Raw genomic sequence first — 25,423 nt, 5'->3', positions numbered from 1 at the left:
GCAAATATAATTTTTTATTAAAGGATAACAAGCTTCTCTATTTTCTCTACCGTTTTGTTTAGGGCTGGCGAATGTACCTTTAATTTATACACATACACGCCTTTTCCTATTTTATCGCCAAAATCGTCCCGGCCATCCCACACAATATCCCGCGACAAGGAAGCTGTGCCCGTATTGCAACAGCTTTCGGCATTGGTCTGACCGTTTAGTGTTCTTACCAACTTGCCCGAAACCGTAAAGATTTGTACTGAAACGTTTAAAGGCGCCGAACTATTGTGGTTAAACCAAAATTCGGTGTAATTAACAAAAGGGTTTGGATAATTCAATACATTATCGATAACCAGTTGCTGATTTTCGTCGTGTACCACAAATTGAATTTCCGAGGTAGCAGAATTATTATAAACATCCCAGGCTTTAAGGGTTAAGGTATGTAATCCTGGCTCCAAATCTCTAAAAGGGTAATTCACTACCCCACGTTGGTAATTATCCAACTCGGTTTCGTAATAATCGTTCAGGATAAAGGGGTTTGTTTCATCGCCATCAATTATGGCTACAATATCATGCCCAATACCACTAGCGGTATTAATTCCGTTATCGTCTTCTAGTTTAACCAGTAAATTTGGCGAATTATTAGTAATGCCGCCAGACACAAAGCTTTCGTCGTTCATATACACGTTTATAACAGGCCCTGTATTGTCCTCTGGGGCGTTTGCGTTAAGACCGCCTATTGAAATGGTATTTACCGCTGCACCCGCCTGATCGTTAAGTTGGCCGTCTTGCTTGGCATAAAAACTAACTTTACCATAGCCTTCTTCTATACCAATGTCTCTAGGCATGACAAATTCAAATTCAAACTGCCCATTGGTAATCGAGGCCTGCCCTCTAAAAACCACTTCTCCTAAGGTTTCGAAGGCTAGTTTTATAAGCTGGCCATTTTCGGTGGTACCATCGTTGGCCAACGTTTCGCGCATGATATTTTTATCGAAAAGCACGGTAGACAGCACCCCGTTATAATTGGTTTGCACATTGCCAAAAACATCGGTTACTTCGCCCGAAAGTTTTACTTTGTCCAAGGCTTTTAACACCCCTATATTTTGGTTTACAGGAATGTCGTTAACAGCTGTAAGTCTGACATTGGGCTTTGCAAAAGCAAGCTTCATAGCCGGGTCGCCTATAAAAAACACCAATCGGCGTTGGCCAGACCCCGAAATGGAGTTGTGGTTTTTAGTTAATCTTAATGCTTCTGCCATAGAAGGGTATTCGTGATCTTGGTAAATATCGTCCGGATTAAACGAGAACAAATACTCCTTAAGCACGTTATTAAAATTAATGCCAACATTCACGAAAATCTGCCGTGTTGTTGATATAAGCCCAATTGCCCCGCCATTTTTATTCCAATAGGTATACTCGCCCGCTGTAGGCCTTAAGGGGTTATCAAAACGGGTGTACTCACAAGTAACGGTTACAAAGCAATTATATTTACACACATTATTTAAGCCTTGTGAATGTGGTTTTTGAAAAACACGTTCATGGGCCAGACCATCCTCGCCACCATGGCCAAAATAGTTAACCACCAAGGCGCCTTTTTCAATGGCATTTAAAAAGGCCTCGGTAACGGCAGGATAGCTATCTCCTCCAGCAGTTGATTGCTGCTGGTAGGCATCCATATGGATTTTAATCGGGTTTAAAAACGGTTTTTCTTGGGTAATTGTATTGGCCATCTCATCGGTGGTCTCCTGTAATACGCCTTCCCAGTCGTGGTCTACATCGTCTGAAAGCACAACAAAATTATTGCGCCATTTCCCAAAGGAAGCCTCTTTGTAATAGGTTTCTATCTTATCGACAAGGGTTTTGGCACGCTGTGGGGTATCGGCTAAAATCCTGCCTACGGCAATATCGAGTAGGTCTGTTGTAATCATGGTTCCTTCGTTAAGGTCCATCATCCCGTAAAAATCATCCGAAACATAAGAATTGGTCAAGCTAAAGCTATCATAAGCATGCCAAGACGGCACAATGTTGGTATTGTTTTCTATTCTATTTTTATAATCGAAAGAAGCATCTCCAAACAAACACAAATATTTTATTCTGTTTTGTGGCGTACTCGCATTATCGTACACGTACTTTACCAAGTTTCGTATGGCGCCTATATCTGGATTGCCTGTACTAAATTCGGTGTAAATTTGGTTTAAAGAAACCACTTTTACATTTAAGTTATAGACTTGGCGGTTAATTTGTGCCAACCGTTCTGCCTGGCCCAGCATGTTTGTGGGTGCAACAATTAAATAATCGACATCCTGAAAAACGCCTTGTTGGTTTTGAAAAATGGTGCCTTTTATATTTTGGTTACGCACAGTGGTCTGATCGCCCATTAAAGGCGCGTAGTAATCTAGGTTAGTAACCAAAGCGTACTTTTTTTCGGTCCCTAAAGTAGACCTAAAGCTTAGGCTATTGCTACTATTAGCATTAACATGGTTGGTTACATTATAAATATCGGTAACGTCCCAAACTTCCAATACTTGTGAGGTATTGGCAATATCGTACTGCGCTATGCCCGTTTCGCCAGCCACATCGCGATTTTGAAAAGTGTATTGGTTTCCGGAGAAACTCAAAGCGCGTGTTGCCTCTAAGGTAATATAATCTATATAAGCCAGTGCACTGGGATTACCACCATTATTATAGTTTAGGGTTACGGCAACATCGTTGGCATTTACCATTAATTGATTGTTGACATAGGAAGACGAAACTGCCAGATTAGAATCTGTCGTGGCAGGCAGGTTTAACGTTGTTAGGTTTTGGGAGTTTACCGAAACATCCATGCTGGTCTGGACTTCGGAGGTTGAAGCAACCACCACATTTAATTTAAGTGGTGTTGTTGTTATGCGATCTGGAAAATTAAACGTAAACGTTTTATTGGTTTCTATATCAAATCGGTCTCCAAACCAACGCCTTCCTACTTTTACCAAGTTATATTCGTCGAGTTCATGAAATTTATAGTCGTGAAAGGTATCGACCACCATATCGACTGCACCCTGAGGCTGTATAAAGGGCTGGATACGCTTTCCTTGCCCTGGACTTACATTTATATAATAGTAGGTTCTACTGGTATAACAGTTAACATGCGTGCCTTTCTCTGCATCAAACCCTTTGGGACCTTGCCCATAAAAAAGAATGTAATCGCCATCGTTAAAAACGCCATCACTTTCGCCAACCACACGAATGGCATTTTCCCTAACATCGAAATCTTGCGGCTCGGCATTGGCATAAGGTATCATGGCACCCCCATTACCATAAAGTTTTAAAGTTCTTGGGTCTACTCCATTAACATTTACCCCCAATTGGGAAAGAAAGCTTTTAGATATTCTAAAAACGCCTGTTTTCTCGATATAAAACTTATACCACTGTCCAGAACTCAAAACCGAATTAACCATGTTTACCGCATTATTGTAGGCTACCCGATTGGGGTTGCCAACAGCATAATTAACAACAAAAGATGTTATGCGTTTAAAGCCTTGATTACTTTTAATAATAGGAGTTAATGTTAAAGCAACCCCATGCTTGCCCCTAGCCGAGGTGTTTTTTAATGTCACCTTAACCTCATTTGAAAGTGTGGCTTCATCTAAACCTTTTAATTCTGCTCTAGAAATTGTTTCGTAAACCACATTTGTTAACGTAACAGAAGACTCGTTTACGGCCGCCCCCTGCCATTGGGCAGTATATGTTATACCGCTAGTCGGGCTAAAATTAAAATGCCCTCCCGAAAAATAGGGAATCTCTAAGGCATAACTCTCGGTAAAAAAGGTTTTGGTGCCCTCCCAAATAACATCAAATTTCTTTTGCTGGGCTTGCATGCTTATAAGTGCAAGCAAAAAAGTGACAAGCAGTAGTTTCTTTTTCATTTAAAAGCAATAACGTAAATTAAGCCGCATTATTATTAAACCAAAACAGCTTTTTAATAACAAGTTTCAAAATTACAATAATAAATTAAATGAACGTGCGTTATATTGACGTTAATATGAGCAATAAAACCCAAAAATCATCGTTGTAATGCTTAATAAACAGGATGAAATGCACCTTTTTTTATGTTATTTTTAAAAATTTGCTTGTAATCTTGGGTATAATTGTTATATTGCGTCACCAAAAATATTTTAAGCTTACTTAAACGTATGGATATGAAAAAAGCAATGACATTTAAGATATTGTTAATTACAGTATTAGCCGTATCTGTTGTTGGTTGTAAAAGATCATCAAGCTCTAGTGTCTCACAAGGAACCGGTTGGGACATTAACGACAGAGAGGGTGGTTTTCAATACAACACAAATTTTAAAGAACAAGAAACTGCCCCAGGTTTAGTTTTTGTTGAAGGAGGTACTTTTACCATGGGTAGAGTACAGGACGATGTTATGCACGACTGGAACAACAGCCCGAACCAACAACACGTTCAGTCTTTTTATATGGACGAAACAGAGGTTACCAATAAAATGTATTTAGAATACTTAGATTGGATTAAAAGAACCTACCCCCCTACCGAAGAAAACTTTAAAGCCATTTACGACGGTGCCCTTCCAGACACTTTAGTTTGGAGAAACCGCTTAGGGTTTAACGAAGTTATGACCGAAAATTACCTGCGCCACCCTGCTTACGGAGAATATCCTGTAGTTGGTGTAAGTTGGATTCAAGCGGTAGAATACGCGAATTGGAGAACCGATCGTGTTAATGAAAAATACCTTATGGACGAGGGTTACATTACCCGAGGCTCACACTTAACGGCCGAAGCTGGTTCTACTTTTAATACAGAAACCTACATCAATGCGCCAACTCAGGCCTATGGTGGAAACGATAGTATTACTAGTCCTGAAAACAACAGAAGACGTGTACAAACTACAGCATCTGGTGATACTATAGGGGTTTACGCTGGAAGAGAAACTGGACTGCTTACGCCTGCCTACAGACTTCCTACAGAAGCTGAGTGGGAATATGCCGCCTTAGGATTAACAGAATTACGTAACTACAACATTTATAGAGGTAGAAAAAAATACCCATGGGATGGTAAATATACCCGCTCTGGAAAACGTAAAGTAAGAGGTGATCAATTAGCAAACTTCAAACAAGGAAAAGGAGATTACGGTGGAATTGCCGGATGGTCTGATGATAATGCCGACATTACAAACCAAGTAAAATCTTACGAACCAAACGATTTCGGACTATACGATATGGCCGGTAACGTTGCCGAATGGGTAGCCGATGTTTACAGACCTATAGTAGACGATGAGTTTAACGACTTTAACTACTACCGTGGTAATGTGTATACCAAAAACGCCATTGGCGAAGACGGTACTGTAAAAATTGTAACGGTTGACGATATTGTTTACGACACGCTTCCTAACGGAAAAGTAATTGCAAGAGACCTTCCTGGTGAAATTGCCCAAGTTGCCGTAGATGAAGACGAAACGTATTTAAGACAAAACTTCGACAGAAGTGACAACCGTAACTTTAGAGATGGTGACAAGCGTTCTTCTAGATACTATAGAGATTTCGATGAGTTTGGTGAAGAAGGCTCTGGAGTTACCGCACAAACCAGCAAAATGTACAACTCGCCTAAGCACAATGTTGAGGTTATAGACTCTACCGGTGAAATGGTAAGAGAATACGATAAATCAAACAAAAGAACATCGCTTATTAACGACGAGGTTAGAGTTTATAAAGGTGGTTCTTGGAAAGATAGAGAGTACTGGTTAGACCCAGCTCAAAGACGCTACTTCCCACAAACCATGGCTACAGACTACATTGGCTTTAGATGTGCTATGTCTAGAGTAGGATCAAAATCTAAAAGCAAAAACAAAACAAAAGGTTAATATACTTCCTGTTTTAAAATAGTTAAAGCCCTGATGAAAATCAGGGCTTTTTTATTACATTTACTTTATGACAATCGACTCGCTTTACCAACGTTTTTTAGAGTGTAGCGGCGCCTGCACAGATACAAGACACATTACAAACAACAGCATGTTCTTTGCCTTAAAAGGCGAAAACTTTAACGGGAATATCTTTGCCGATAAAGCGCTGGAAAACGGTGCCAAATATGTTGTTATTGATGAAGAAGCATACAAAACTTCCCCAAAACATATTCTTGTTGATCATGTTTTAACAACCCTACAACACTTAGCCACCCATCACAGAAAACAATTAAACACTCCCATTATCGCTTTAACTGGCAGTAACGGGAAAACAACAACCAAAGAGCTGATTAAAGCTGTCTTGTCTCAAAAATATCAGGTAAGCGCCACCAAAGGCAACCTTAACAACCACATAGGCGTACCGCTAACCCTATTAGATCTTAAAAAGGAAACCGAAATTGCCGTTGTAGAAATGGGCGCCAACCACCACCACGAAATAGACTTTCTTTGTGGTTTAACCCTTCCCGATTTTGGGTTAATCACCAATTTTGGCAAAGCCCATTTAGAAGGTTTTGGCAGCTTAGACGGCGTTGTTAAAGCCAAATCTGAATTATACAACCACCTAAAAAACCACAACAAACCCATTTTTTTAAACGAAACCGACAAAACACAAGTCGCACAAGTTGGCCAATATTACAACACCATACCCTTTGGCCCCAACGCCAAGAAAACTACCGTAAGCTTTTTAAGCGCCAATCCCTTGGTTTCGGTAACATACATGGGACAACAAATAAACAGTCATTTAATTGGGCGTTACAATTTTAACAATATTGCAGTAGCTATTGCCGTTGGGCAACACTTTAATGTTGCCCCAACACTTATAAAACACGCCATAGAAAATTACATTCCCGCCAACAATCGGTCGCAAATGATAGAAACGGGCAAGAATAGCGTGCTTCTTGATGCCTATAACGCCAATCCCACAAGCATGATGGCTGCTCTTGAAAATTTTACTAGTCTTGCCGGTAAGGAAAAATTGGTTATTCTTGGAGACATGTTCGAACTTGGGACAGACAGCCAGCTAGAACACCAACATGTTGTTTCCTTTCTCGAGGGGCAAAAAGATTTGAAAGCTTTTATAGTGGGGCAAGCTTTTTTTGAAGCAAAAACTAACGCTGCCCATTTACATGCCTTTAAGAATTACCAAGCCCTAGCAGAACATCTTAAAAACAGTCCCATTTCAGGACAACACATTTTAATTAAAGGCTCTAGAGGTATGGCTTTAGAAAGGGCCTTGGATTTATTGTAAAAAAAAGAGCACTCAACATTAAAAATAACGAAAAGCGCCCTAATATTCCCTTAGATTAATAATAGCATATCAAAAATCGGCATCATTTGGCTAACATGCAATACTCAATTTGAGTATTTTTATAATTAAATGACAAATTTACTGGCTTTCATCATGCCTATAAGCTCTCCCGTAGAGGTTACGTTAAGCTTTTTAAGTATGTTTCTCCTATGGGTATCTACGGTATTAGGGCTTATACTTAGTTTTTCGGCAATAACCTTACTAGAGTACTTTAAAATAAGCAAACGCACGATATCGCGCTCCCTATTGCTCAAGCCATCGGCTAATAATTTCTGGTTATAGTTGTTAAAATATTTTGTTTCGTAAGCGTTTTGCTCGTTTAGCAGCTTTGCCGTTGCACTAACCTCCAACTTAACCTTAGGATCTAAAACAGTATAATGGGCTAGGCCTACTATAGGCTTATCGTTAAAATCAAATTTTAACGGCGATGTATTTTGAACGATGTTAACATACTTCCCTTCACCATTCATCAACCTGTAATTCCAGGTATAAGTCATTCGGTTGCGCTCTTCTAAAGGAATTTCACTTAACGTAAAGGCCATTAAATCCTTAAGGGCAGTTAACCAATTATCGAGATCTTCTGGGTGAATCCTGCTCCAAAAATACCGCATCCCCTCTGCTTTCAACAGGGTCGCATCTAACCCAATACAAGCCGTCATGTTTTTACTAATGTATTCAAACGACAAGTTTTGTGTGTTGGTAACACAAAAAAAGGTACTTGAATAAGGCAAATACGCATCTAGCTCTATAATTTTTTCAATATGCTCCTCTAGAGCAGGCATGTCGTAAGACTGAAAAATTTCTTTATACGTACTTTTAATGTTGGTGATCTTCATTTAAGAAAAAGATTAAAAATCAGGTTTAAGGATTCAGGACACAAAAAAAGCAAATCTGATTAATAATAAGAAAAAAAATGCTTAAATACCGTTAATGTCGATAAAAGGGGCTGTCACCAAACAGAAATTAAGAGAGGAAAAATATGGCTACCCTTAACGTGTTTCGCTATGGTTTCGTTGCGTGAAAATCCGTGAGGAGATTTTCCGAGAGGAAAGTCAGAAGCAATGAACTATAGCCGGTGTTGTAAAACGTTATTTTTTATTATTCAGCGGAAATGTAATCCCAACTGCAAATGCTCCAACGAATTGCTCGACTGACGGTTGGAAATAATAAGTAAGTCCTAAATCAACATTGTTATTTTTTCCTAATTCGAGTCCGAAAGCAAAAGGTATGTGATAAATTATTCCACCTTTATCGATATTGTCAAATGCTGTTAATGTTTCGAATTTTCCAATAGAAGTTCCAATTCCAATTTCAACATAAGGTGCTACCCAAGGAATTGGGGCTCGAACCCTTGCTTTTCCTCCAAGTAAAAATGCTTTTGATTCCGCTTTTTCGTCTGTCGGATTGTCATTTAGGTCTTTTCCGTTTGAACTTGTCAATATAAAACCAGCGTAAGGTCTAAGCTCAAACCAAGAAGTCGCTTTAAGTACTAATTCACCTTGAGCAAAAAATCCTCGGTTAGCAATGTCATCAACACTTTCATAAGGTACGCTTATGCCATACCCAATTTGAGCGTTTATTGATTTTTCTTTTATAAACTGTGCTTCAGCTAAATTTGAAGTCAGAACTATTATTAATATTATTAGAGTTTTTTTCATAATGTTTCACAACTTATGGGCATAAAAAAATCCCGAAGTTAACTTCGGGATTTAGTGGGCGCGAAGGGATTCGAACCCCTGACCCCTTGGGTGTAAACCAAGTGCTCTGAACCAACTGAGCTACGCGCCCTTTCGTAATTGGACTGCAAATATAAAGCAGTTTTTGATACTGCAAAACTTTTTTTGAAAAAAAATTAAATTATTTCTGCCACAGTAAAGGTACTACCCCCAACAAAAATCAAATCGTTTGGTTTGGCCTTTAATTTTGCGTTTAAAAGCGCCTGATTTACACTTATATATGACTCGGATGTTAGTTCGGCCTTGTCGAAAGCTACTTTTAATTTTTTTTCACTCATTCCCCTAGGAACATTTGGTCTGCATAAATAATATTGTGCTGTTTTGGGCAAAATGTTTAATATAGCCCCTAAATCTTTATCGTCTACCACGCCAAACACGATATGCAACTTACTAAACTTCTCCTGAAGTAGCTGGGAGAAAACTAAGGTTAGTCCTTCCTTGTTATGTGCCGTATCGCAAATAACCTTAGGGGCATGCTGCAATATCTGCCAACGTCCTTGCAAGCCCGTATGCTTAACAACATTTAGCAAGCCGTCTTTTATATGGTTTGGTGTAATGGTATATGTGCCCATTGCGTTTACACACTCCAGCACCTGCAAAACCGTTTTCATATTTTTTTGTTGATACACCCCTAGCAGATCACTGCTATAAGATGTTTTTTTCACCAGCTGGTCGGCAAAATAAATTGGTGCCTCGTTCGCTTCTGCCACGGCTTTAAAAACAGGCGCGGTTTCATCTTGTGTTTCGCCTATAACAACAGGGGTTTTGTGCTTTATAATCCCGGCCTTTTCTTTTGCAATGGTTGCCAAATCATTTCCTAAAAACTGCGTGTGGTCTAGCCCTATGTTTGTAATAGCAGAAACTAAGGGATGGATGATGTTAGTAGAATCCAAACGACCACCCAAACCAACTTCAATAATGGCGATGTCTACTTTCTTTTTTGAAAAATACTCGAAAGCCATGAGCGTGGTCATTTCGAAAAACGATAAAGATGTACGCTCTAAAAAAGCTTTGTTTCGCTTTATAAAGCCCATTACAAACTGTTTGCTCACCAAGTTACCATTAACCTTAATACGCTCGCGATAATCTTTTAAATGTGGTGAGGTAAACATGCCTGTGGTGTAGCCTGCCTCCTGAAAAACAGCTGCCAGCATGTTGGTTGTCGATCCCTTACCATTGGTTCCTGCGACATGTATGGTTTGCAATGTTCGCTCTGGGTGCCCTAAATGCGCTGCTAGTGCCAGCGTGTTGCTCAAATCTTTTTTATATGCCGATTTCCCTTGCCGTTGGTACATGGGCAACTTGGAAAACATCCATGTTATGGTTTCTTGATATGTCATGGGACCGTTACTGTCCTAAATTGAAGTTTACTCTTACAAAGCCAATCTGCTTAGCCGGTGCATTGGCATCTGGGCGCCACTTATGTGATAGGGCTATTTTTTTTGCTGGTTCCAACAAACAAGATGCCGTGTTTGTTGTTCCTTTTACACCTGGCGTTGCCTGAATAACATTACCGCTTTGATTAACCACAATCTTAACGATAACCATCCCGCTTTCGTTGCAGTCCTGTTTTAAAGTTTGATATGTTGCCTTACCGCGGCCGTTTAGACCATAACCTACACCTCCACTACCGCTTCCGGGACCACCAAAATAGCTTGGGGCATAGGGGTCGCCATCTAGTTGCCCTTTATCGCCTGCTTGGTTATCGTCGCCTTCACTTCCCGTAACACCTTCCGATTTGCTAACCCCGCCTATTAAAGCGTCTAGTTTTTTCTTTTTTTCTTCCTGCTCTCGTTTTTCTTTGGCAATACGTTCGGCTTCGGCTTTTGCCTTGGCTTCTGCCTCGGCCTTAGCTTTGGCTTCGGCTTCTTTTTGCTTTTTTATGGCTATGGCTTCTTCTGTTTCTTGAGTAAGCACCTCTTCTTTTGCTTCAGATGCTGTAGAAGCCACTGCCTCCGACACGGTTTCTTCTGGAGGTTGAACCACTTCTTTAGGTTCTGATTTTACTGGCGCTTTGGGTTGCACTTGACCAGAGCCAAAATCGGTTGTTCCAAAATTAACCGCAACACCGTATTCTATGGGAGGATCCATATACGGTGGCCCAACCACAAACAACAACAGCACTAAAATCAGGGTAATTAAAGCCGTGATTTTTGCTGAATTACGTTCGTGTTTGGTTTCAATGTATTTCATATTAATTAGGCTTTACAGCCAAAATAACCTTAAACTTATTCCTGTTGGCAATATCCATAACCTTAACCACATTGTCCACAGGCACCGATTTTTCTGCACGCAGCACTATGGTTGGTTTTGCATCTCCCGATAAGGCCTTAATTAGTTCGTTTTCCAGAACGCTTACGCCTACGCGCTTTTGGTCTATATAATACGTTAGATCCTTTTTAATGCTCACCGCTACAGATTTTTTATTCTCTGTTTTACCGCTTGCCTTTGGCAATAAGATGTCTATGGCATTGGTAGTAACCAAAGTGGATGCCAACATAAAAAAGATAAGCAACAGGAAAACAATGTCGGTCATAGACGACATGTTAAACTCTGGTGTTACCTTATTTCTTCCTCTTATCTTCATTAAATAGGTTCATTTAAGTGGTCTAGAAACTCCAACGAATTTGCTTCCATTTGATAAACCACCTTATCGGTTTTTACCACCAAATGGTTATAAGCAATATAGCCTACAATCCCCACAATTAAACCGGCTACGGTTGTGGTCATTGCGGTGTACAGTCCATCTGCCAAGAGTTTTATATCTATTTGCCCACCGGAGTTTGCAATTTCGAATATGGATAATATCATTCCAATAACCGTACCAAGAAACCCTATCATAGGGGCTGCTCCAGAAATGGTTGCCAAAACGCTAACGTTCTTTTCAAGGTTATACACCTCTAATCTCCCGGCATTCTCTATAGCCGTATTAATGTCCTCTAAAGGTTTTCCTATACGGGTAATACCTTTGTTAATCAATCGTGACACAGGCGAGTTTTCTTGGGCGCAAAGCATTTGTGCCGATTCTATTTTACCATTACTAACATGATCTTTAATTTGATTCATGAAATTGGCATCTACTTGCGATGCAGCTTTAATGGCAAACAACCGTTCAAAATAGATATAACAGGCTACAACCAGCAAAATAAACAACAGTCCGATAATAATTTGGCCTGCAGCACCGCCACTTCCTATTAATTCTATAATGGACAAGGTTTTTTCGACAGATTCGCCATCTACCAATACTTGTTCGCTTTCTTGAGCGTCTTGAATGATACTACTTATCATATTGATTTATTATGGTTTTATTTTCCTTAAACTATACATAACTGCGTTTTGGCTAAAAAATTGTTCTGGTGAACATAAAAGCTATTGCTCCCACTAAAAACCCGATTAAGGCCAACCATGCAATCTTTTTTAAATACCAAAAGAAATCTATTTTTTCCATTCCCATAGCGACAACTCCAGCAGCCGATCCTATAATTAGCATGCTACCGCCTGTACCTGCAGAGTACGCTATAAAATGCCACAGTTCGTTATCTGTTGGCTCAGAGAACATCCCTAAACTCGCGGCCACCAGCGGCACATTATCTATAACAGCCGATCCTACACCCAATAAAAGTACCACAAGATCCGACACGCCTTCGTGGTGTAGCTCGGTTCCTAACATTGGCATATGTGCTTGTAGGCTTTCTGCAAAACCAAAAAGAATTCCTAAAGACTCTAAAGCTGCTACTGCCATTAAAATACCTAAAAAGAATAAGATACTTGGCATTTCTATTTTAGATAACGATTGGTGTACAGGGCTGTGGTGTCCTTCATGATCGCCATCGCCAGTTGCATCATAAGACATGGCAAATTTTGAATTGCTATAAATTTCGGCAAAAATACCCACAATCCCCAAGGCTAACATCATGCCTACATAAGGTGGTAGGTGGGTTAATGTTTTAAAAACCGGTACAGATACAATACCGCCCAACCCTAAATAAAGCATGGTTGAACTGTATTTGTTTTTAGGTTTATCATCTGCATCGGTTTCAAACGTTTCCAAATCGCCTTTAAAGGCAGGCAAAAACGATGCGATAAACACAGGCACTAACATGCACAATAACGATGGGATAAACAAATACACAAACAAGTGCCCTGTTGTTACCTTATCGCCTATCCATAGCATGGTTGTGGTTACATCCCCAATTGGCGACCATGCCCCTCCTGCATTTGCAGCGATAACAATTAATCCGGCATACCAAATACGGATGTTTCTATCGGCGACAAGTTTTTGCAAGATTGAAATAAGAACAATGGTTGCGGTTAGGTTATCTATTATGGCCGATAAGAAAAAGGCCAGAAAAGCAAAAATCCATAATATGCGTTTTTTACTTTTGGTTTTAACATAACCTTTTATGGTAGAAAACCCATCAAAATAATCGATGATTTCTACTATGGTCATGGCCCCCAATAAAAACACCAGAATTTCTGCTGTCTTGCCCAAATGGTGCAGCAGGGTTTCTTCCATAAGGTGCATTTTATCGTCATGGGGCAACATGCCAAAATTATCTAACAAGGCATGTTTTCCAGAATCGAACCATTGGGTAAACTGGTCTAATCCTAAGGCTATTAAGGCCCAGCAAATGGCCATCATAACCAATGCCGGTATAAGCTTATCGACTTTCAAGTTGTGCTCTAGAGTAATTGCTAAATAACCAATAACAAATACGCTAATAATAATTGCTTCCATGTTGTTTTTATACGAGTTGACTTAATGCTATTTCAAAAGCCGTTTCACTAATTCCGGTTTTCGAAGGGTTGTTATTATGTACTTTTCTTAATGCTTGCTCTATGGTTCTTGAAGTGTCGTTAAAAATGGCCTCGTCTGTCATTTGAACTTTACGCTCCATAAAATATGCGAATACTCTTGCCATACCACAATTTGAAATGAAGTCTGGTATAAGACTAACTTTATTGTCGGTATGCTCCATAATAGGACCAAAAAAGATTTCTTTATCGGCAAAAGGCACATTAGCTCCGCAAGAGATTACCTCAAGTCCTGTATTAATCATGGCGTCTATCTGATCCTTTGTTATAAGTCTTGAAGCGGCGCAAGGTGCAAATATTTCGGTTTCCAACGACCAGATGTTCTCATTCATCTCTTCAAAAGGAATTAAATTATCGGCACGCAATTTGTTTCCGTCTTTAGAGAGGAACAGTGCGGTTATCTCTTCAAAAGTAAACCCATCTTTGTTTATCAAACCTCCCGAAATATCTATAATTCCCACTATTTTAGCGCCCATTTGGCTTAAGTAAAAAGCGGCGGCCGAACCTACGTTTCCAAAACCTTGAACAATGGCGCGTTTGCCTTTAACGGTTCCGCCATAAATGTTATAGTACTGTTTTACGGCCTCGGCAACACCGTAACCTGTTATCATATCGGCAACCGTGTATTTTCTGGCAACACTTGGCGAATAATTAGGGTTTTCTAACACCTTAATCACACCTTGGCGCAATTGCCCAATTCGGTTAATTTTATCGGCTTCCGATGGCTTAAAATGGCCACTAAAAACGCCTTCTTGTGGGTGCCACACACCACTTTCCTCTGTAATGGGGATAACTTCGTGTATTTCATCGACATTCAAATCGCCCCCCGTACCATAGTAGCTTTTTAACAATGGCGATACGGCTTTATACCAGCGCTCTAAAACGCCTTTTTTTCTGGGATCGCTAGGATCGAAATTAATTCCCGACTTAGCGCCACCAATCGGAGGGCCAGAAACGGTAAATTTTATTTCCATGGTCTTAGCCAAAGACAGCACTTCGTTCATATCCAATCCTTTCCTCATTCTGGTTCCGCCACCGGCGGCACCTCCTCTTAATGAGTTAATTACCGTCCACCCTTCTGCTTCTGTTTCAGGGTCTTTCCAATTAAAAACTATTTCGGGCTCTTTTGTCTCGTACTTTTGAAGTAAATCTTTCATTTAGGTAAGTTATTTAACGCCAACAAATATATAAAACATTAATCCTTTAATGTTAAAATTACAGCAAAATTATGGGGTAAAAACCATTCCTGAACTATGGTCGTGTGCTGCGCCTGTTACACTGGCCAAACAGTTGGTTTCGCCCCTTAACCGCAACACCCCCAATAACGCAAAAACAATGGCTTCTTTAAAGTCTACCAAAGTATGGTTGGGCACAACGATGCTGTTTAACGTATGGTGCTCCAGACGTTTAATTAAATACGCATTATACGCCCCTCCTCCTGTTGCCAGTACGGTAGCGTTCTGCTTTATGTTTACGGCGCGGGCGATTTGTAAAGCTATGTGTTCGCAAAGGGTACAAAGCACATCCCTAACCTGTAAATCGTACTGCCTTACAACAGGCAAAAAGGTGGCTTTAACCCATTCTAATCCCAAAGATTTTGGGGGCTTACCGCTATAGTATGCTAACCCCTCTAAATCGGTTAAAAGAGCTTCATTTATGGTGCCAGAAGCTGCCAACCGCCCTCCTTTATCATATTCAAGACCCTGCTTGGCGGCATAATAATTAAGCACAATGTTTGCAGGGCAGATATCGTACGCTATTCGGGTGTTGTTTAGTGCTGTCGATATGTTTGCAAAGCCACCCAAATTCAGGCAAAAGTCGTATGCTGAAAAAAGTAAGGCATCGCCAATAGGAACAAGCGGGGCGCCTTCGCCCCCTAAAGCAACGTCCTGGACTCTAAAATCGCAGACCACCACGTGGTTTAACAGCTTTGCTAAGATTGCTTTATTGCCTATTTGATATGTAAAGCCACGCTTGGGTTGGTGTAAAGCCGTGTGGCCGTGGGAGCAAACAGCATCAATATGATGCAGTTTGTTTTTATTGATAAACGCTTTTATGGTTTTGGCCAAATACTGGGTATACTCGGCATCCAGATCGTGCAATTGTGTTTCCGAAAGCGCAATTAACCCCTGTAATTTATCGACCCAAACTTTAGGATAAGGCAAGGTTTCTGCTACAGTGCAGTTAAAAGTCCATTGCCCTTTTTCCAGCCTAAAATCGACGTAGGCTAGATCTATCCCATCAAGAGATGTTCCAGACATCACCCCTAGCACCCTGTATTTTTCCTTTAGCATATGGTGTAAAAATAGACATCCTTATTGAAAAAATAACATTAAACCGTTATCTTTGACAACATTTTTTATCAAATTAATAATACTATATACAGGTTTATGGATTTTAGCTTAACAGAAGAACATATGATGATTCGCGACGCTGCTCGCGACTTTGCAAGAACCGAACTTTTACCGGGTGTTCTAGAACGTGACGAAAAACAGGAATTCCCACAGGAATTAGTAAAAAAAATGGGCGAACTAGGCTTCTTGGGCATTATGGTTGACCCCAAATACGGCGGTAGCGGCATGGACGCCATCTCTTATGTGTTAATTATGGAAGAACTTTCTAAAATTGACGCCTCTGCTTCTGTAATCGTTTCGGTAAATAACTCATTGGTTTGTTATGGTCTTGAAGCCTATGGTACCGAAGATCAGAAACAAAAATACCTAACCAAATTAGCCACCGGAGAATTTGTTGGAGCCTTCTGTTTAAGCGAACCAGAAGCTGGAAGTGATGCGACATCGCAACGAACTACAGCTATCGATATGGGCGACCACTATGTGATAAATGGAACAAAAAACTGGATTACCAGTGGTGGACGCGCCGATGTGTACCTGGTGATTGCCCAAACCGACAGAGACAAAGGCCACAGAGGGATTAATGCTTTTATTGTTGAAAAAGGCGCTGAAGGCTTTGATGTTGGTCCAAAAGAAGATAAACTGGGCATTCGTGGTAGCGATACCCACACCCTACAGTTTAACAACGTAAAAGTACCTAAAGAGAACCGCATTGGCGAAGATGGATTTGGCTTTAAATTTGCCATGAAAACCCTATCTGGAGGCCGTATTGGAATTGCTTCTCAAGCCTTAGGAATTGCATCTGGAGCTTACGAGCTTGCCTTAAAATACTCTAAGGAACGTCAAGCATTTGGCACCGAAATATGCAACCACCAAGCCATTGCGTTTAAATTGGCAGACATGGCTACCGAGATTGAAGCTGCCCGTCATTTGGTGATGAAATCTGCTTGGGATAAAGACCAAGGCAACAACTACGACCAATCTAGCGCCATGGCAAAACTTTATGCCAGTAAAGTTGCTATGGACACCACTGTTGAGGCGGTTCAAATTCACGGTGGAAACGGCTTTGTAAAGGAGTACCATGTAGAACGCCTTATGCGTGATGCCAAGATTACCCAGATTTATGAAGGTACAAGTGAAATTCAGAAAATCGTGATTTCAAGAAGTGTTTTAAAAGATTAATTTAAACACTTTATAAAAACAAAAAATCCCAACTCTATGCGAGTTGGGATTTTTTTATTTCTTTAATAAGCAACCTACCTACATGTTTCTTCGGTATTGCCCGCCAACTTCAAACAAGGCTGTTGTAATTTGACCAAGCGAACATACCTTTGTAGCTTCCATAAGCTCTTCAAACATATTGTTATTATTTAATGCCGCTTGTTGTACTTTGTTTAAAGTCGCCTCTATCTTATCTTCATAAGTTTTATGAAGATGTTCTAATGTGCTAATCTGGTTTTGTTTCTCTTCTTCAGTTGCACGTATGACTTCTTTAGGCTGAATGGTTGGCGACCCCTTACTGCTCAAGAACGTATTTACCCCAATAATTGGGAATTCGCCATTGTGCTTTAGGGTTTCGTAATACAAGCTTTCTTCTTGTATCTTACTACGTTGGTACATGGTTTCCATAGCACCAAGCACACCACCACGCTCTGTTATTCTATCGAATTCGGTTAATACCGCTTCTTCAACCAAATCGGTTAATTCTTCTATAATAAATGCACCTTGAATTGGGTTTTCGTTTTTAGCTAAGCCCAATTCTTTATTAATAATAAGCTGAATAGCCATGGCACGACGCACACTTTCTTCGGTTGGTGTAGTAATCGCTTCGTCATAGGCATTGGTATGCAATGAGTTACAGTTATCGTAAATCGCATACAAGGCTTGAAGCGTTGTTCGAATGTCGTTAAAATCGATTTCCTGAGCATGTAAACTACGTCCAGACGTTTGAATGTGGTATTTCAACATTTGTGCTCTGGCATTGGCACCGTATTTATGCTTTAAGGCCTTGGCCCAAATTCTACGCGCCACACGACCAATTACCGCATATTCTGGATCGATACCGTTACTAAAGAAGAACGATAAGTTTGGGCCAAATTTATTAATATCCATACCGCGCGACAGATAATACTCCACATAAGTAAATCCGTTAGCCAAGGTAAAGGCCAATTGTGTAATTGGGTTAGCGCCAGCCTCGGCAATATGATACCCAGAAATAGACACCGAGTAGAAATTACGCACTTGGTTTTCTATAAAATATTCCTGCACATCGCCCATTAAACGCAGGGCAAATTCCGTAGAGAAAATACAGGTATTTTGCGCTTGATCTTCTTTTAAAATATCAGCTTGCACAGTACCACGTACTTGCGCAATGGTTCTGGCTTTAATCTTGGCGTAAACCTCTTTTGGCAACACTTGATCACCTGTAACGCCTAATAACATTAACCCTAAGCCGTCATTCCCTTCTGGAAGTTCGCCATAATATTTTGGACGTTCCTTACCTTTATATATGTTGTTAATTTTAGCTTCTACCTCAGCTTCTAAACCGTGCTCCTTAATATACAATTCGCATTGTTGGTCGATAGCGGCATTCATAAAAAAGCCTAATAACATAGGCGCAGGACCATTAATGGTCATACTCACAGAGGTCATGGCATCGGCCAAGTTAAATCCTGAATACAGTTTTTTAGCATCGTCTAAACAGCAAATACTCACACCGGCATTTCCTATTTTTCCATAAATATCGGGTCTGTGATCAGGATCGTTACCATAAAGCGTCACACTATCGAAAGCTGTTGACAAACGCTTAGCCGGCATACCCAAACTCACGTAATGAAAACGGCGGTTGGTACGCTCTGGCCCACCTTCGCCGGCAAACATTCTTGTAGGATCTTCACCTGTTCGTTTAAACGGATACAATCCTGATGTATAAGGAAATTCTCCCGGCACATTTTCTTGTAACACCCAACGCAACACATCGCCCCAAGCCTGGTATTTCGGCAAGGCTACTTTTGGTATTTGTGTGTGCGACAACGACTCGGTATGGGTTTCTATTTTAATTTCTTTATCGCGAACCTTAAACGAATAAATAGGGTTTTTATATTTGTTTACTTTTTCATGCCATCCCGTAATCACTTCCCAATTATAGGGATCAAGATTCATTTTAACACGGTCAAATTCTTTCAACAACAGGTTTAAGAAATCCTTAGCGCTGTCATCGTTAACTTGGTCTAAAATCGCCTCTTGATGCAAACCATTTTTTCCAAGTACAGCTATTTCTTTGTCTTCTGCTATTTCTGCTACGGAACAAATGGTTTTGTAAACACCGTATAATTTCTGAGCCACAACAACCTGCTCTGAAGCTGTTTTATCATAAGCCCGGTTATTTTCTGAAATCTCAGACAGGTAACGTGTTCTAGAAGGTGGGATAACAAATATTTTCTCGCTCATCTCTCTGGAAATCTCGAAGGTCGATTGTAAATCGGCGTTGGTCTTTTCAACCACCTTATCCATAATCGCTTTGTATAGCGTGTTCATTCCCGGGTCGTTAAACTGCGATGCAATAGTACCAAACACAGGCAAGTCTTCTTGTTTAACATCCCATAATTGATGGTTGCGCATGTATTGTTTTTTCACGTCGCGCAACGCATCTTGAGCACCGCGTTTATCAAATTTGTTAATGGCTACCAAATCGGCAAAGTCTAACATATCTATTTTTTCCAACTGTGTAGCGGCTCCAAACTCTGGTGTCATAACATATAGTGACACATCGCTATGCTCTAGAATTTCGGTATCGCTTTGACCAATACCTGAGGTTTCTAGAATAATAATATCGTATTCGGCGGCTTTTAGAATTTCTACCGCTTCATTTACATATTTCGACAAGGCTAGGTTGGCCTGGCGTGTGGCCAAACTTCGCATGTACACCCTTGGTGAATTAATGGCATTCATACGAATACGGTCGCCCAATAAGGCCCCTCCAGTTTTACGTTTAGAAGGATCGACAGAAACAATACCGATGGTTTTTTCTGGAAAATCGATTAAAAACCTACGCACCAATTCGTCTACCAAACTGGATTTACCGGCACCTCCTGTTCCTGTAATTCCTAAAACGGGGGTTTTTGAAGTTTTATTTTTTTTATGAATGGTCTCTAGAGCGTCTTTGGCTACTTCTGGGAAATTCTCGGCAGAAGAAATAACACGGGCAATATCCTTAGAGTTCTTATTGGAGAGTGTATCTACCTCGCCGTTTAACTGATCGCCAATGGCAAAATCGGATCGCTTTACCAAATCGTTAATCATACCTTGCAAGCCCATTTCGCGGCCATCGTCTGGCGAATAAACGCGTGTAATTCCGTAATCCATCAACTCTTGGATTTCTTCCGGAAGAATAACCCCGCCACCGCCACCAAAAATCTTGATGTGGCCGGCTCCTTTTTCCTTCAGCAAATCGTGCATGTATTTAAAATACTCGTTATGCCCCCCTTGGTAAGAGGTCATGGCAATAGCATTGGCATCTTCCTGTATGGCAGTATTAACCACTTCTTCTACACTGCGATCGTGGCCCAAGTGAATAACCTCTACGCCTGTAGATTGAATGATACGACGCATGATGTTTATAGCTGCATCGTGCCCATCAAAGAGCGAAGCTGCCGTTACAATTCTTACTTTATGCTTAGGTTTATAAGGTGTAATTTGTTCCATTGATAAAAAATATAATTTTAAGGAGCACAAATTTACGGATTATTCAATAAAATACCGCTCCTTTTTATTTTATAAGCCTTTAAACAAAACGGTAAAAAACATTTTAAATCAACTTCCTACAAAATCGGCAGCATCCAAAACAAATGTAAAGCTGTAGCTTTATGTATGGTTATTCTATTTACAAACACCGGCTTTGCTATTTTAATACTTGCAAAAACAAAATAGATGGGCAAAAAAGTTATCTTTGAAAAATAAAAAAACAACATATTATGTCCCGTAAATTACTCACCTTCTTTTTAATGATTTCTTTTTTTAGTTGTGCCGAACTTCAGCAAGTTGTAGAACAACTACCAGACACCACCACTGTAGGAATAAGTAATGACGATATTGCCTCTGGCCTAAGACAAGCCTTAGATAAAGGTATTGATGAGCAAGTTACAAAGCTTACCCAAAAAGACGGATTTTACAGAAACGAACTGGTTAAAATCGTGCTTCCCGAAGAATTAAAAAAAGTTGAAAAAGGTTTACGTGATATAGGCTTAGACAATCTGGCCGACGAAGGTATAAAAGCCCTAAACCGTGCCGCCGAGGATGCCGTAAAAGAAGCCACACCTATTTTTGTAAGCGCCGTAAAAGACATCACCTTTGCCGATGCTAAAAACATCCTGCTTGGGAACGACGATGCGGCAACACAGTATTTAACTTCGAAAACGCAAACAGCCTTATACAATAAGTTTCATCCTGTAATAAACACCTCTTTTGCTAAGGTTGGTGCCGATCAAATCTGGAGCAACCTAATAAACAAATACAACAGCATACCGTTTACCACCGATGTAAACCCAGACTTAACAGACTATGTTACTGGCGAAGCCCTACAAGGCGTTTACAAAATGATTGCCGTTGAAGAAAAAGAAATACGAACAAAGGTATCTTCACGTACAACAGATCTGCTTAGAAAAGTATTTGCACTACAGGATTAACAAAAAAACCTATCGTTATTTAGAGCCTAATGCTTTTTAAAAAAGCATTAGGCTCTTTTTGTATGCCTTGTGTTTTGGCTGTATTGTTTATGCTTCCTTAATCTAAAGCTAATGTTTGCATAACACTAGCCTTGCCTTAAAACCGTATTTTTGCCCCGTATTTCAAAATCGATGGAACATTTCTTCATTTAAGACATTTGGATTAGTACAAGTTAGTTAGTTGGAAAAATCGACTCTTTTGCGGGGTCGATTTTTTTTTCAACAATATTTAATCACAACTTGCTGTATCTCAAAATTTTAAATATATTTATATTCAACTATTCAGCCATGGGAAATACTAAGGACATAAAACACCAGAAAAGCAAGCTCCTAACCAAATACAAAGAACTCGTAGAACAAGCCTATAACCTAAGGCAAACAGATTCTGCAGAGAGCGATTTTTCAGAATACCGGGCCATTAAGTTGCTTAACAAGCTTAATAAGCTAAAATATTTGGATCGGGATGCTCTTAAAAAAAGTATGTTATAATTATTTATAATAACTTTAACCTTTACATTACATCTAAGCGCTTTATTATTACGTAATTACAAATAAACCCAAGAAAAAAGATTACGTATGAAAAACCAATTTTGTAAAGTAGGAAAAATTACATCCAAACCAACCAAAAGCAGCATGGCCAAAAGCGCCGAAAGATTACAAGGAAGTCTTTCTGAGGTTACATTGGACTTATCTAAAAAACTAGGCCTTAACAGTTACTGTGTTGCAAAACCCATAAACTAACCATTTGAATGTTACCTTAATGCAACCCGTGTTTGTGCAAATGCCTAAAATAATCGAACGCATTAAGCAACCTTGATCCATACCACGAGAACATTTCGCCATCTACCAACAACACCTTAGTTTTTGGAAATTGTTTTTCTAAGGTCATTTTATGCGCTGTTTTAAACGGGTAAGGCTCACTAGACAGCAAGATCAAATCGGCCTCTTTAAGTTCAATATCATCCAAAGCAATTTCTGGATACCGCTCTAAATTAGCAAACACATTCTCAAAGCCATTTAGCTTTAGCAAGCAATCTACAAACGTATTTTGCGCCGCTACCATCCAAGGATCCTTCCAAATAAAATAAGCAACTTTTAACGATACCTTGTTCTTTATAAATGCTTTAAAATTACGGTGAGCCTCCTCAATAGCACTAACCAGCTTCAAGGCCTTAGGCTCCACTTCAAAAAGATCGCCATACATCCCTATTAGCTCCAAGCAATCGTCCAGATTATTAAGATCGCTTACATGAACAGGTGCTATCTCGGCACAGCTTTCAACAAGTGCTTTGGTATTTTCTTCTTTATTGCACAGAATAACATCGGGCTGCAAGGCCTTAATTTTATTAAAATGAACCTGCTTGGTTCCTCCTACAACGTCTGCTTGCGTTCTAATGGATTCTGGATGTACACAAAACTTTGTAACCCCTACCAAAGACTGTTTTAGCCCCAGATCGCAGATAAGCTCTGTTAAGCTAGGCACCAAAGAAACAATTCGCCTTGGAGGCTTTGAAAAAACCAATGTTCTTTGCAATTGATCCTTAACCTGCATGATTCAGGATCTCTTCCATTTGCTGCTGAAGTTCTTTAGCTTTTATGGCAGCCGCTTGTGCAAAATCAGTGTTATTAGACGCATATATAATGCCTCTTGATGAGTTTATAAGCAGTCCAACGTTTGGGGACATGCCGTATTTGCAAACACTTTTTAGGTCGCCACCTTGAGCTCCAACACCAGGCACCAATAAAAAACTGCTGGGAACAATCTGCCTAACTTCTGCTAAAAATTCAGCCTTGGTAGCACCAACCACATACATTAAATTTTCAGAGTTTTCGTAAGTTTTAGATGTTTCTAACACCTGTTTGTAAAGTTCTTTACCGTTTATTTCTTGAGTTTGAAAATCGAAGGCGCCCGCATTAGAGGTTAGCGCCAATAAAATGGTATGCTTGTTTTTAAACGACAGAAAAGGCTCTACCGAATCTTTTCCCATATAGGGTGCAACGGTAACACTATCAAACCCCAGATCCTCAAAAAATGCTTGGGCATACATTTTACTTGTATTCCCTATATCGCCACGTTTTGCATCGGCAATGGTGTACATTTCTGGGTGATTTGCATTTAGATACGCTATGGTTTTTTCGAGGGATTCCCACCCTTTTACACCATAAGCTTCGTAAAATGCCGTATTGGGTTTATAGGCCACCGCCAGGTGGTGTGTTGCATCGATAATGGCTTTATTAAAAGCAAATATAGGATCTTCTTCACTTAAAAGGTGTGGCGGTATTTTATTTAAATCGACATCCAATCCTATACACAAAAAGGATTTTTTTACTTTAATCTGGTTTATTAGCTCTTGTGTTGTCATCTTATAAAAAAAGCCCCAAAATGAGGCTTGTTGTTTAAATTGTTTCGTCGCTAGCTTTTAGTTTTTCGGTATTTTCGGCCAACTGCAATTCATCTATAATTTTTTGTATGTCACCATTAATGATGTTCTGTAAATCGTACAGGGTAAGGTTTATTCTGTGATCGGTAACACGCCCTTGCGGGTAGTTGTATGTTCTAATTTTAGCACTTCTATCGCCAGAAGTTACCATGCTCCCACGTTTTGCGGCTTCTTCTGCTTGTTTTTTAGCCAATTCTAAATCGTACAAACGAGAGCGCAATACCCTAAAGGCCTTCTCCTTGTTTTTGTGTTGCGATTTCTGATCTTGACATTGGGCTACCAATCCTGTTGGTGTATGTGTTAAACGAACCGCCGAATAAGTGGTGTTTACCGATTGCCCTCCAGGCCCTGAAGAACAGAAATAATCGATACGCACATCTTTAGGGTCGATTTCTACATCAAACTCCTCGGCTTCTGGAAACACCATGCACGTTGCTGCACTGGTATGCACTCGCCCCTGCGTTTCGGTTTGCGGAACACGCTGCACGCGGTGTACACCTGCCTCGAACTTTAAAGTTCCGTAAACATCATCACCTTCAACCTCGAATTGGATTTCTTTAAAGCCACCATTAGTGCCTTCGCTAAAATCTACGGTGCTAACTTTCCACCCTTTGCTTTCACAATATTTGGTATACATTCTAAACAAGTCCCCGGCAAAAATACTCGCTTCATCACCACCGGTTCCGGCACGTAATTCTACTACTGCGTTCTTGGCATCTTCCGGGTCTTTAGGAATAAGCAAAAATCGAATTTCATCCTCTAAAAGCGGAATTCGCTCTTTGCCTTCATCCATTTGCATCTTGGCCATTTCTACCATTTCAGCATCGCTACCATCGCTAATAATCTCTTCAGCCTCGGCAATTCTATCTAAAATTGTTTTGTATTCCTCGCGTTTATCGACCAAGACTTTTAAGTCCTTGTACTCTTTATTTAATTGAACGTAACGCTTTTGGTCGGCAATAATATCCGGTTGGATAATTAAATCGCTAACCTCATCAAAGCGTTGTTTAACTATTTCTAACTTCTCTAACATCTACCTGTTTTATTAGTTGGGCAAAAATACGATAATTTATGAATTGCCAAACACCCCCAAGCAA

Annotated in this window: 20 protein-coding genes and 1 tRNA gene; 6 read left to right on the top strand and 15 right to left on the bottom strand. The window is 40.0% G+C overall.

Features of this window, described 5'->3' with window-relative positions; translation table 11 throughout:
* Positions 1-17: 17 nt before the first annotated feature.
* Entirely contained in the window at positions 18-3,896 is a 3,879-nt protein-coding gene (gene porU, locus IA57_RS08695; RefSeq protein WP_036122122.1) for a type IX secretion system sortase PorU, read from the bottom strand.
* A 267-nt stretch (positions 3,897-4,163) separates the two neighbouring features.
* Here porU and gldJ point away from each other — a divergent pair, with 267 nt between their 5' ends.
* Both gldJ and IA57_RS08685 read left to right on the top strand, forming a co-directional pair.
* Positions 4,164-5,852 (top strand): gliding motility lipoprotein GldJ, encoded by a 1,689-nt coding sequence (gene gldJ / locus IA57_RS08690; RefSeq protein WP_188358258.1) that lies wholly within the window; start codon positions 4,164-4,166, stop codon positions 5,850-5,852.
* Positions 5,853-5,919: 67 nt separating this feature from the next.
* A complete protein-coding gene (locus IA57_RS08685) occupies positions 5,920-7,200 on the top strand; it encodes a UDP-N-acetylmuramoyl-tripeptide--D-alanyl-D-alanine ligase (RefSeq protein WP_036122118.1) in 1,281 nt (426 codons plus the stop codon).
* 125 nt (positions 7,201-7,325) lie between these two features.
* Here IA57_RS08685 and IA57_RS08680 read toward each other — a convergent pair whose 3' ends face one another.
* From IA57_RS08680 to IA57_RS08635, 10 genes are all read right to left on the bottom strand, one after another.
* Positions 7,326-8,096, bottom strand: a complete 771-nt coding sequence (locus IA57_RS08680) for a helix-turn-helix domain-containing protein (protein WP_036122114.1) — start codon at positions 8,094-8,096, stop codon at positions 7,326-7,328.
* A gap of 252 nt (positions 8,097-8,348) precedes the next feature.
* Positions 8,349-8,918, bottom strand: a complete 570-nt coding sequence (locus IA57_RS08675; RefSeq protein ID WP_036122111.1) for a hypothetical protein — start codon at positions 8,916-8,918, stop codon at positions 8,349-8,351.
* Between the two features lie 55 nt (positions 8,919-8,973).
* Positions 8,974-9,048 (bottom strand) — tRNA-Val (locus IA57_RS08670).
* Between the two features lie 64 nt (positions 9,049-9,112).
* Positions 9,113-10,336, bottom strand: coding sequence for a bifunctional folylpolyglutamate synthase/dihydrofolate synthase (locus IA57_RS08665; RefSeq protein ID WP_036122109.1), 1,224 nt, complete (start codon positions 10,334-10,336; stop codon positions 9,113-9,115).
* A 7-nt stretch (positions 10,337-10,343) separates the two neighbouring features.
* Positions 10,344-11,189: a hypothetical protein gene (locus tag IA57_RS08660; protein ID WP_036122107.1), complete on the bottom strand. Its 846-nt coding sequence runs from the start codon at positions 11,187-11,189 to the stop codon at positions 10,344-10,346.
* 1 nt (position 11,190) lies between these two features.
* Positions 11,191-11,583: an ExbD/TolR family protein gene (locus IA57_RS08655; protein ID WP_036122100.1), complete on the bottom strand. Its 393-nt coding sequence runs from the start codon at positions 11,581-11,583 to the stop codon at positions 11,191-11,193.
* Positions 11,583-12,284 carry a MotA/TolQ/ExbB proton channel family protein gene (locus tag IA57_RS08650; protein WP_117595843.1) on the bottom strand — a complete coding sequence of 234 codons (702 nt, stop codon included), beginning with the start codon at positions 12,282-12,284 and terminating at the stop codon, positions 11,583-11,585. Before IA57_RS08650 ends, IA57_RS08655 begins: the two co-directional genes overlap by 1 nt.
* 52 nt (positions 12,285-12,336) lie before the next feature.
* Complete coding sequence (gene nhaD, locus IA57_RS08645; protein ID WP_036122099.1) at positions 12,337-13,734, bottom strand: sodium:proton antiporter NhaD; 1,398 nt, start codon at positions 13,732-13,734, stop codon at positions 12,337-12,339.
* 7 nt (positions 13,735-13,741) lie between these two features.
* Positions 13,742-14,968 (bottom strand): Glu/Leu/Phe/Val dehydrogenase dimerization domain-containing protein, encoded by a 1,227-nt coding sequence (locus IA57_RS08640; RefSeq protein WP_036122098.1) that lies wholly within the window; start codon positions 14,966-14,968, stop codon positions 13,742-13,744.
* Between the two features lie 69 nt (positions 14,969-15,037).
* On the bottom strand, positions 15,038-16,105 hold the full coding sequence (locus IA57_RS08635; protein WP_036122097.1) for an anhydro-N-acetylmuramic acid kinase: 1,068 nt from the start codon (positions 16,103-16,105) through the stop codon (positions 15,038-15,040).
* Between the two features lie 96 nt (positions 16,106-16,201).
* Between IA57_RS08635 and IA57_RS08630 the strand changes: the two genes are divergently transcribed.
* The gene (locus tag IA57_RS08630) at positions 16,202-17,344 is read left to right on the top strand and encodes an acyl-CoA dehydrogenase (protein WP_036122094.1); all 1,143 of its coding nucleotides are present in this window, start codon (positions 16,202-16,204) and stop codon (positions 17,342-17,344) included.
* A 78-nt stretch (positions 17,345-17,422) separates the two neighbouring features.
* Here IA57_RS08630 and IA57_RS08625 read toward each other — a convergent pair whose 3' ends face one another.
* A complete protein-coding gene (locus tag IA57_RS08625; protein WP_036122090.1) occupies positions 17,423-20,866 on the bottom strand; it encodes a methylmalonyl-CoA mutase family protein in 3,444 nt (1,147 codons plus the stop codon).
* Between the two features lie 269 nt (positions 20,867-21,135).
* Between IA57_RS08625 and IA57_RS08620 the strand changes: the two genes are divergently transcribed.
* The 3 genes from IA57_RS08620 (at position 21,136) to IA57_RS12635 (ending at position 22,626) form a co-directional block, all read left to right on the top strand.
* On the top strand, positions 21,136-21,846 hold the full coding sequence (locus IA57_RS08620; RefSeq protein ID WP_036122087.1) for a DUF4197 domain-containing protein: 711 nt from the start codon (positions 21,136-21,138) through the stop codon (positions 21,844-21,846).
* A gap of 327 nt (positions 21,847-22,173) precedes the next feature.
* On the top strand, positions 22,174-22,374 hold the full coding sequence (locus IA57_RS08615) for a Lacal_2735 family protein (RefSeq protein ID WP_036122084.1): 201 nt from the start codon (positions 22,174-22,176) through the stop codon (positions 22,372-22,374).
* Between the two features lie 87 nt (positions 22,375-22,461).
* Complete coding sequence (locus IA57_RS12635; RefSeq protein ID WP_160171687.1) at positions 22,462-22,626, top strand: hypothetical protein; 165 nt, start codon at positions 22,462-22,464, stop codon at positions 22,624-22,626.
* Positions 22,627-22,642: 16 nt separating this feature from the next.
* Here the strand turns inward: IA57_RS12635 and IA57_RS08610 are convergent, their stop codons facing one another.
* The 3 genes from IA57_RS08610 to prfA are packed head-to-tail and all read right to left on the bottom strand — an operon-like array spanning position 22,643 to position 25,359.
* A complete protein-coding gene (locus IA57_RS08610) occupies positions 22,643-23,437 on the bottom strand; it encodes an ABC transporter substrate-binding protein (RefSeq protein ID WP_036122081.1) in 795 nt (264 codons plus the stop codon).
* Positions 23,427-24,248: an orotidine-5'-phosphate decarboxylase gene (pyrF, locus tag IA57_RS08605; protein ID WP_036122079.1), complete on the bottom strand. Its 822-nt coding sequence runs from the start codon at positions 24,246-24,248 to the stop codon at positions 23,427-23,429. Before pyrF ends, IA57_RS08610 begins: the two co-directional genes overlap by 11 nt.
* Positions 24,249-24,282: 34 nt before the next feature.
* Positions 24,283-25,359: a peptide chain release factor 1 gene (gene prfA / locus IA57_RS08600; RefSeq protein ID WP_036122076.1), complete on the bottom strand. Its 1,077-nt coding sequence runs from the start codon at positions 25,357-25,359 to the stop codon at positions 24,283-24,285.
* Positions 25,360-25,423: the final 64 nt, after the last annotated feature.

Source organism: Mangrovimonas yunxiaonensis (genome assembly GCF_000733475.1).
Classification (GTDB): Bacteria; Bacteroidota; Bacteroidia; order Flavobacteriales; family Flavobacteriaceae; genus Mangrovimonas; species Mangrovimonas yunxiaonensis.
Note: the sequence above shows the minus strand (reverse complement) of the source record. Positions and strands in the feature narration are given on the sequence as shown.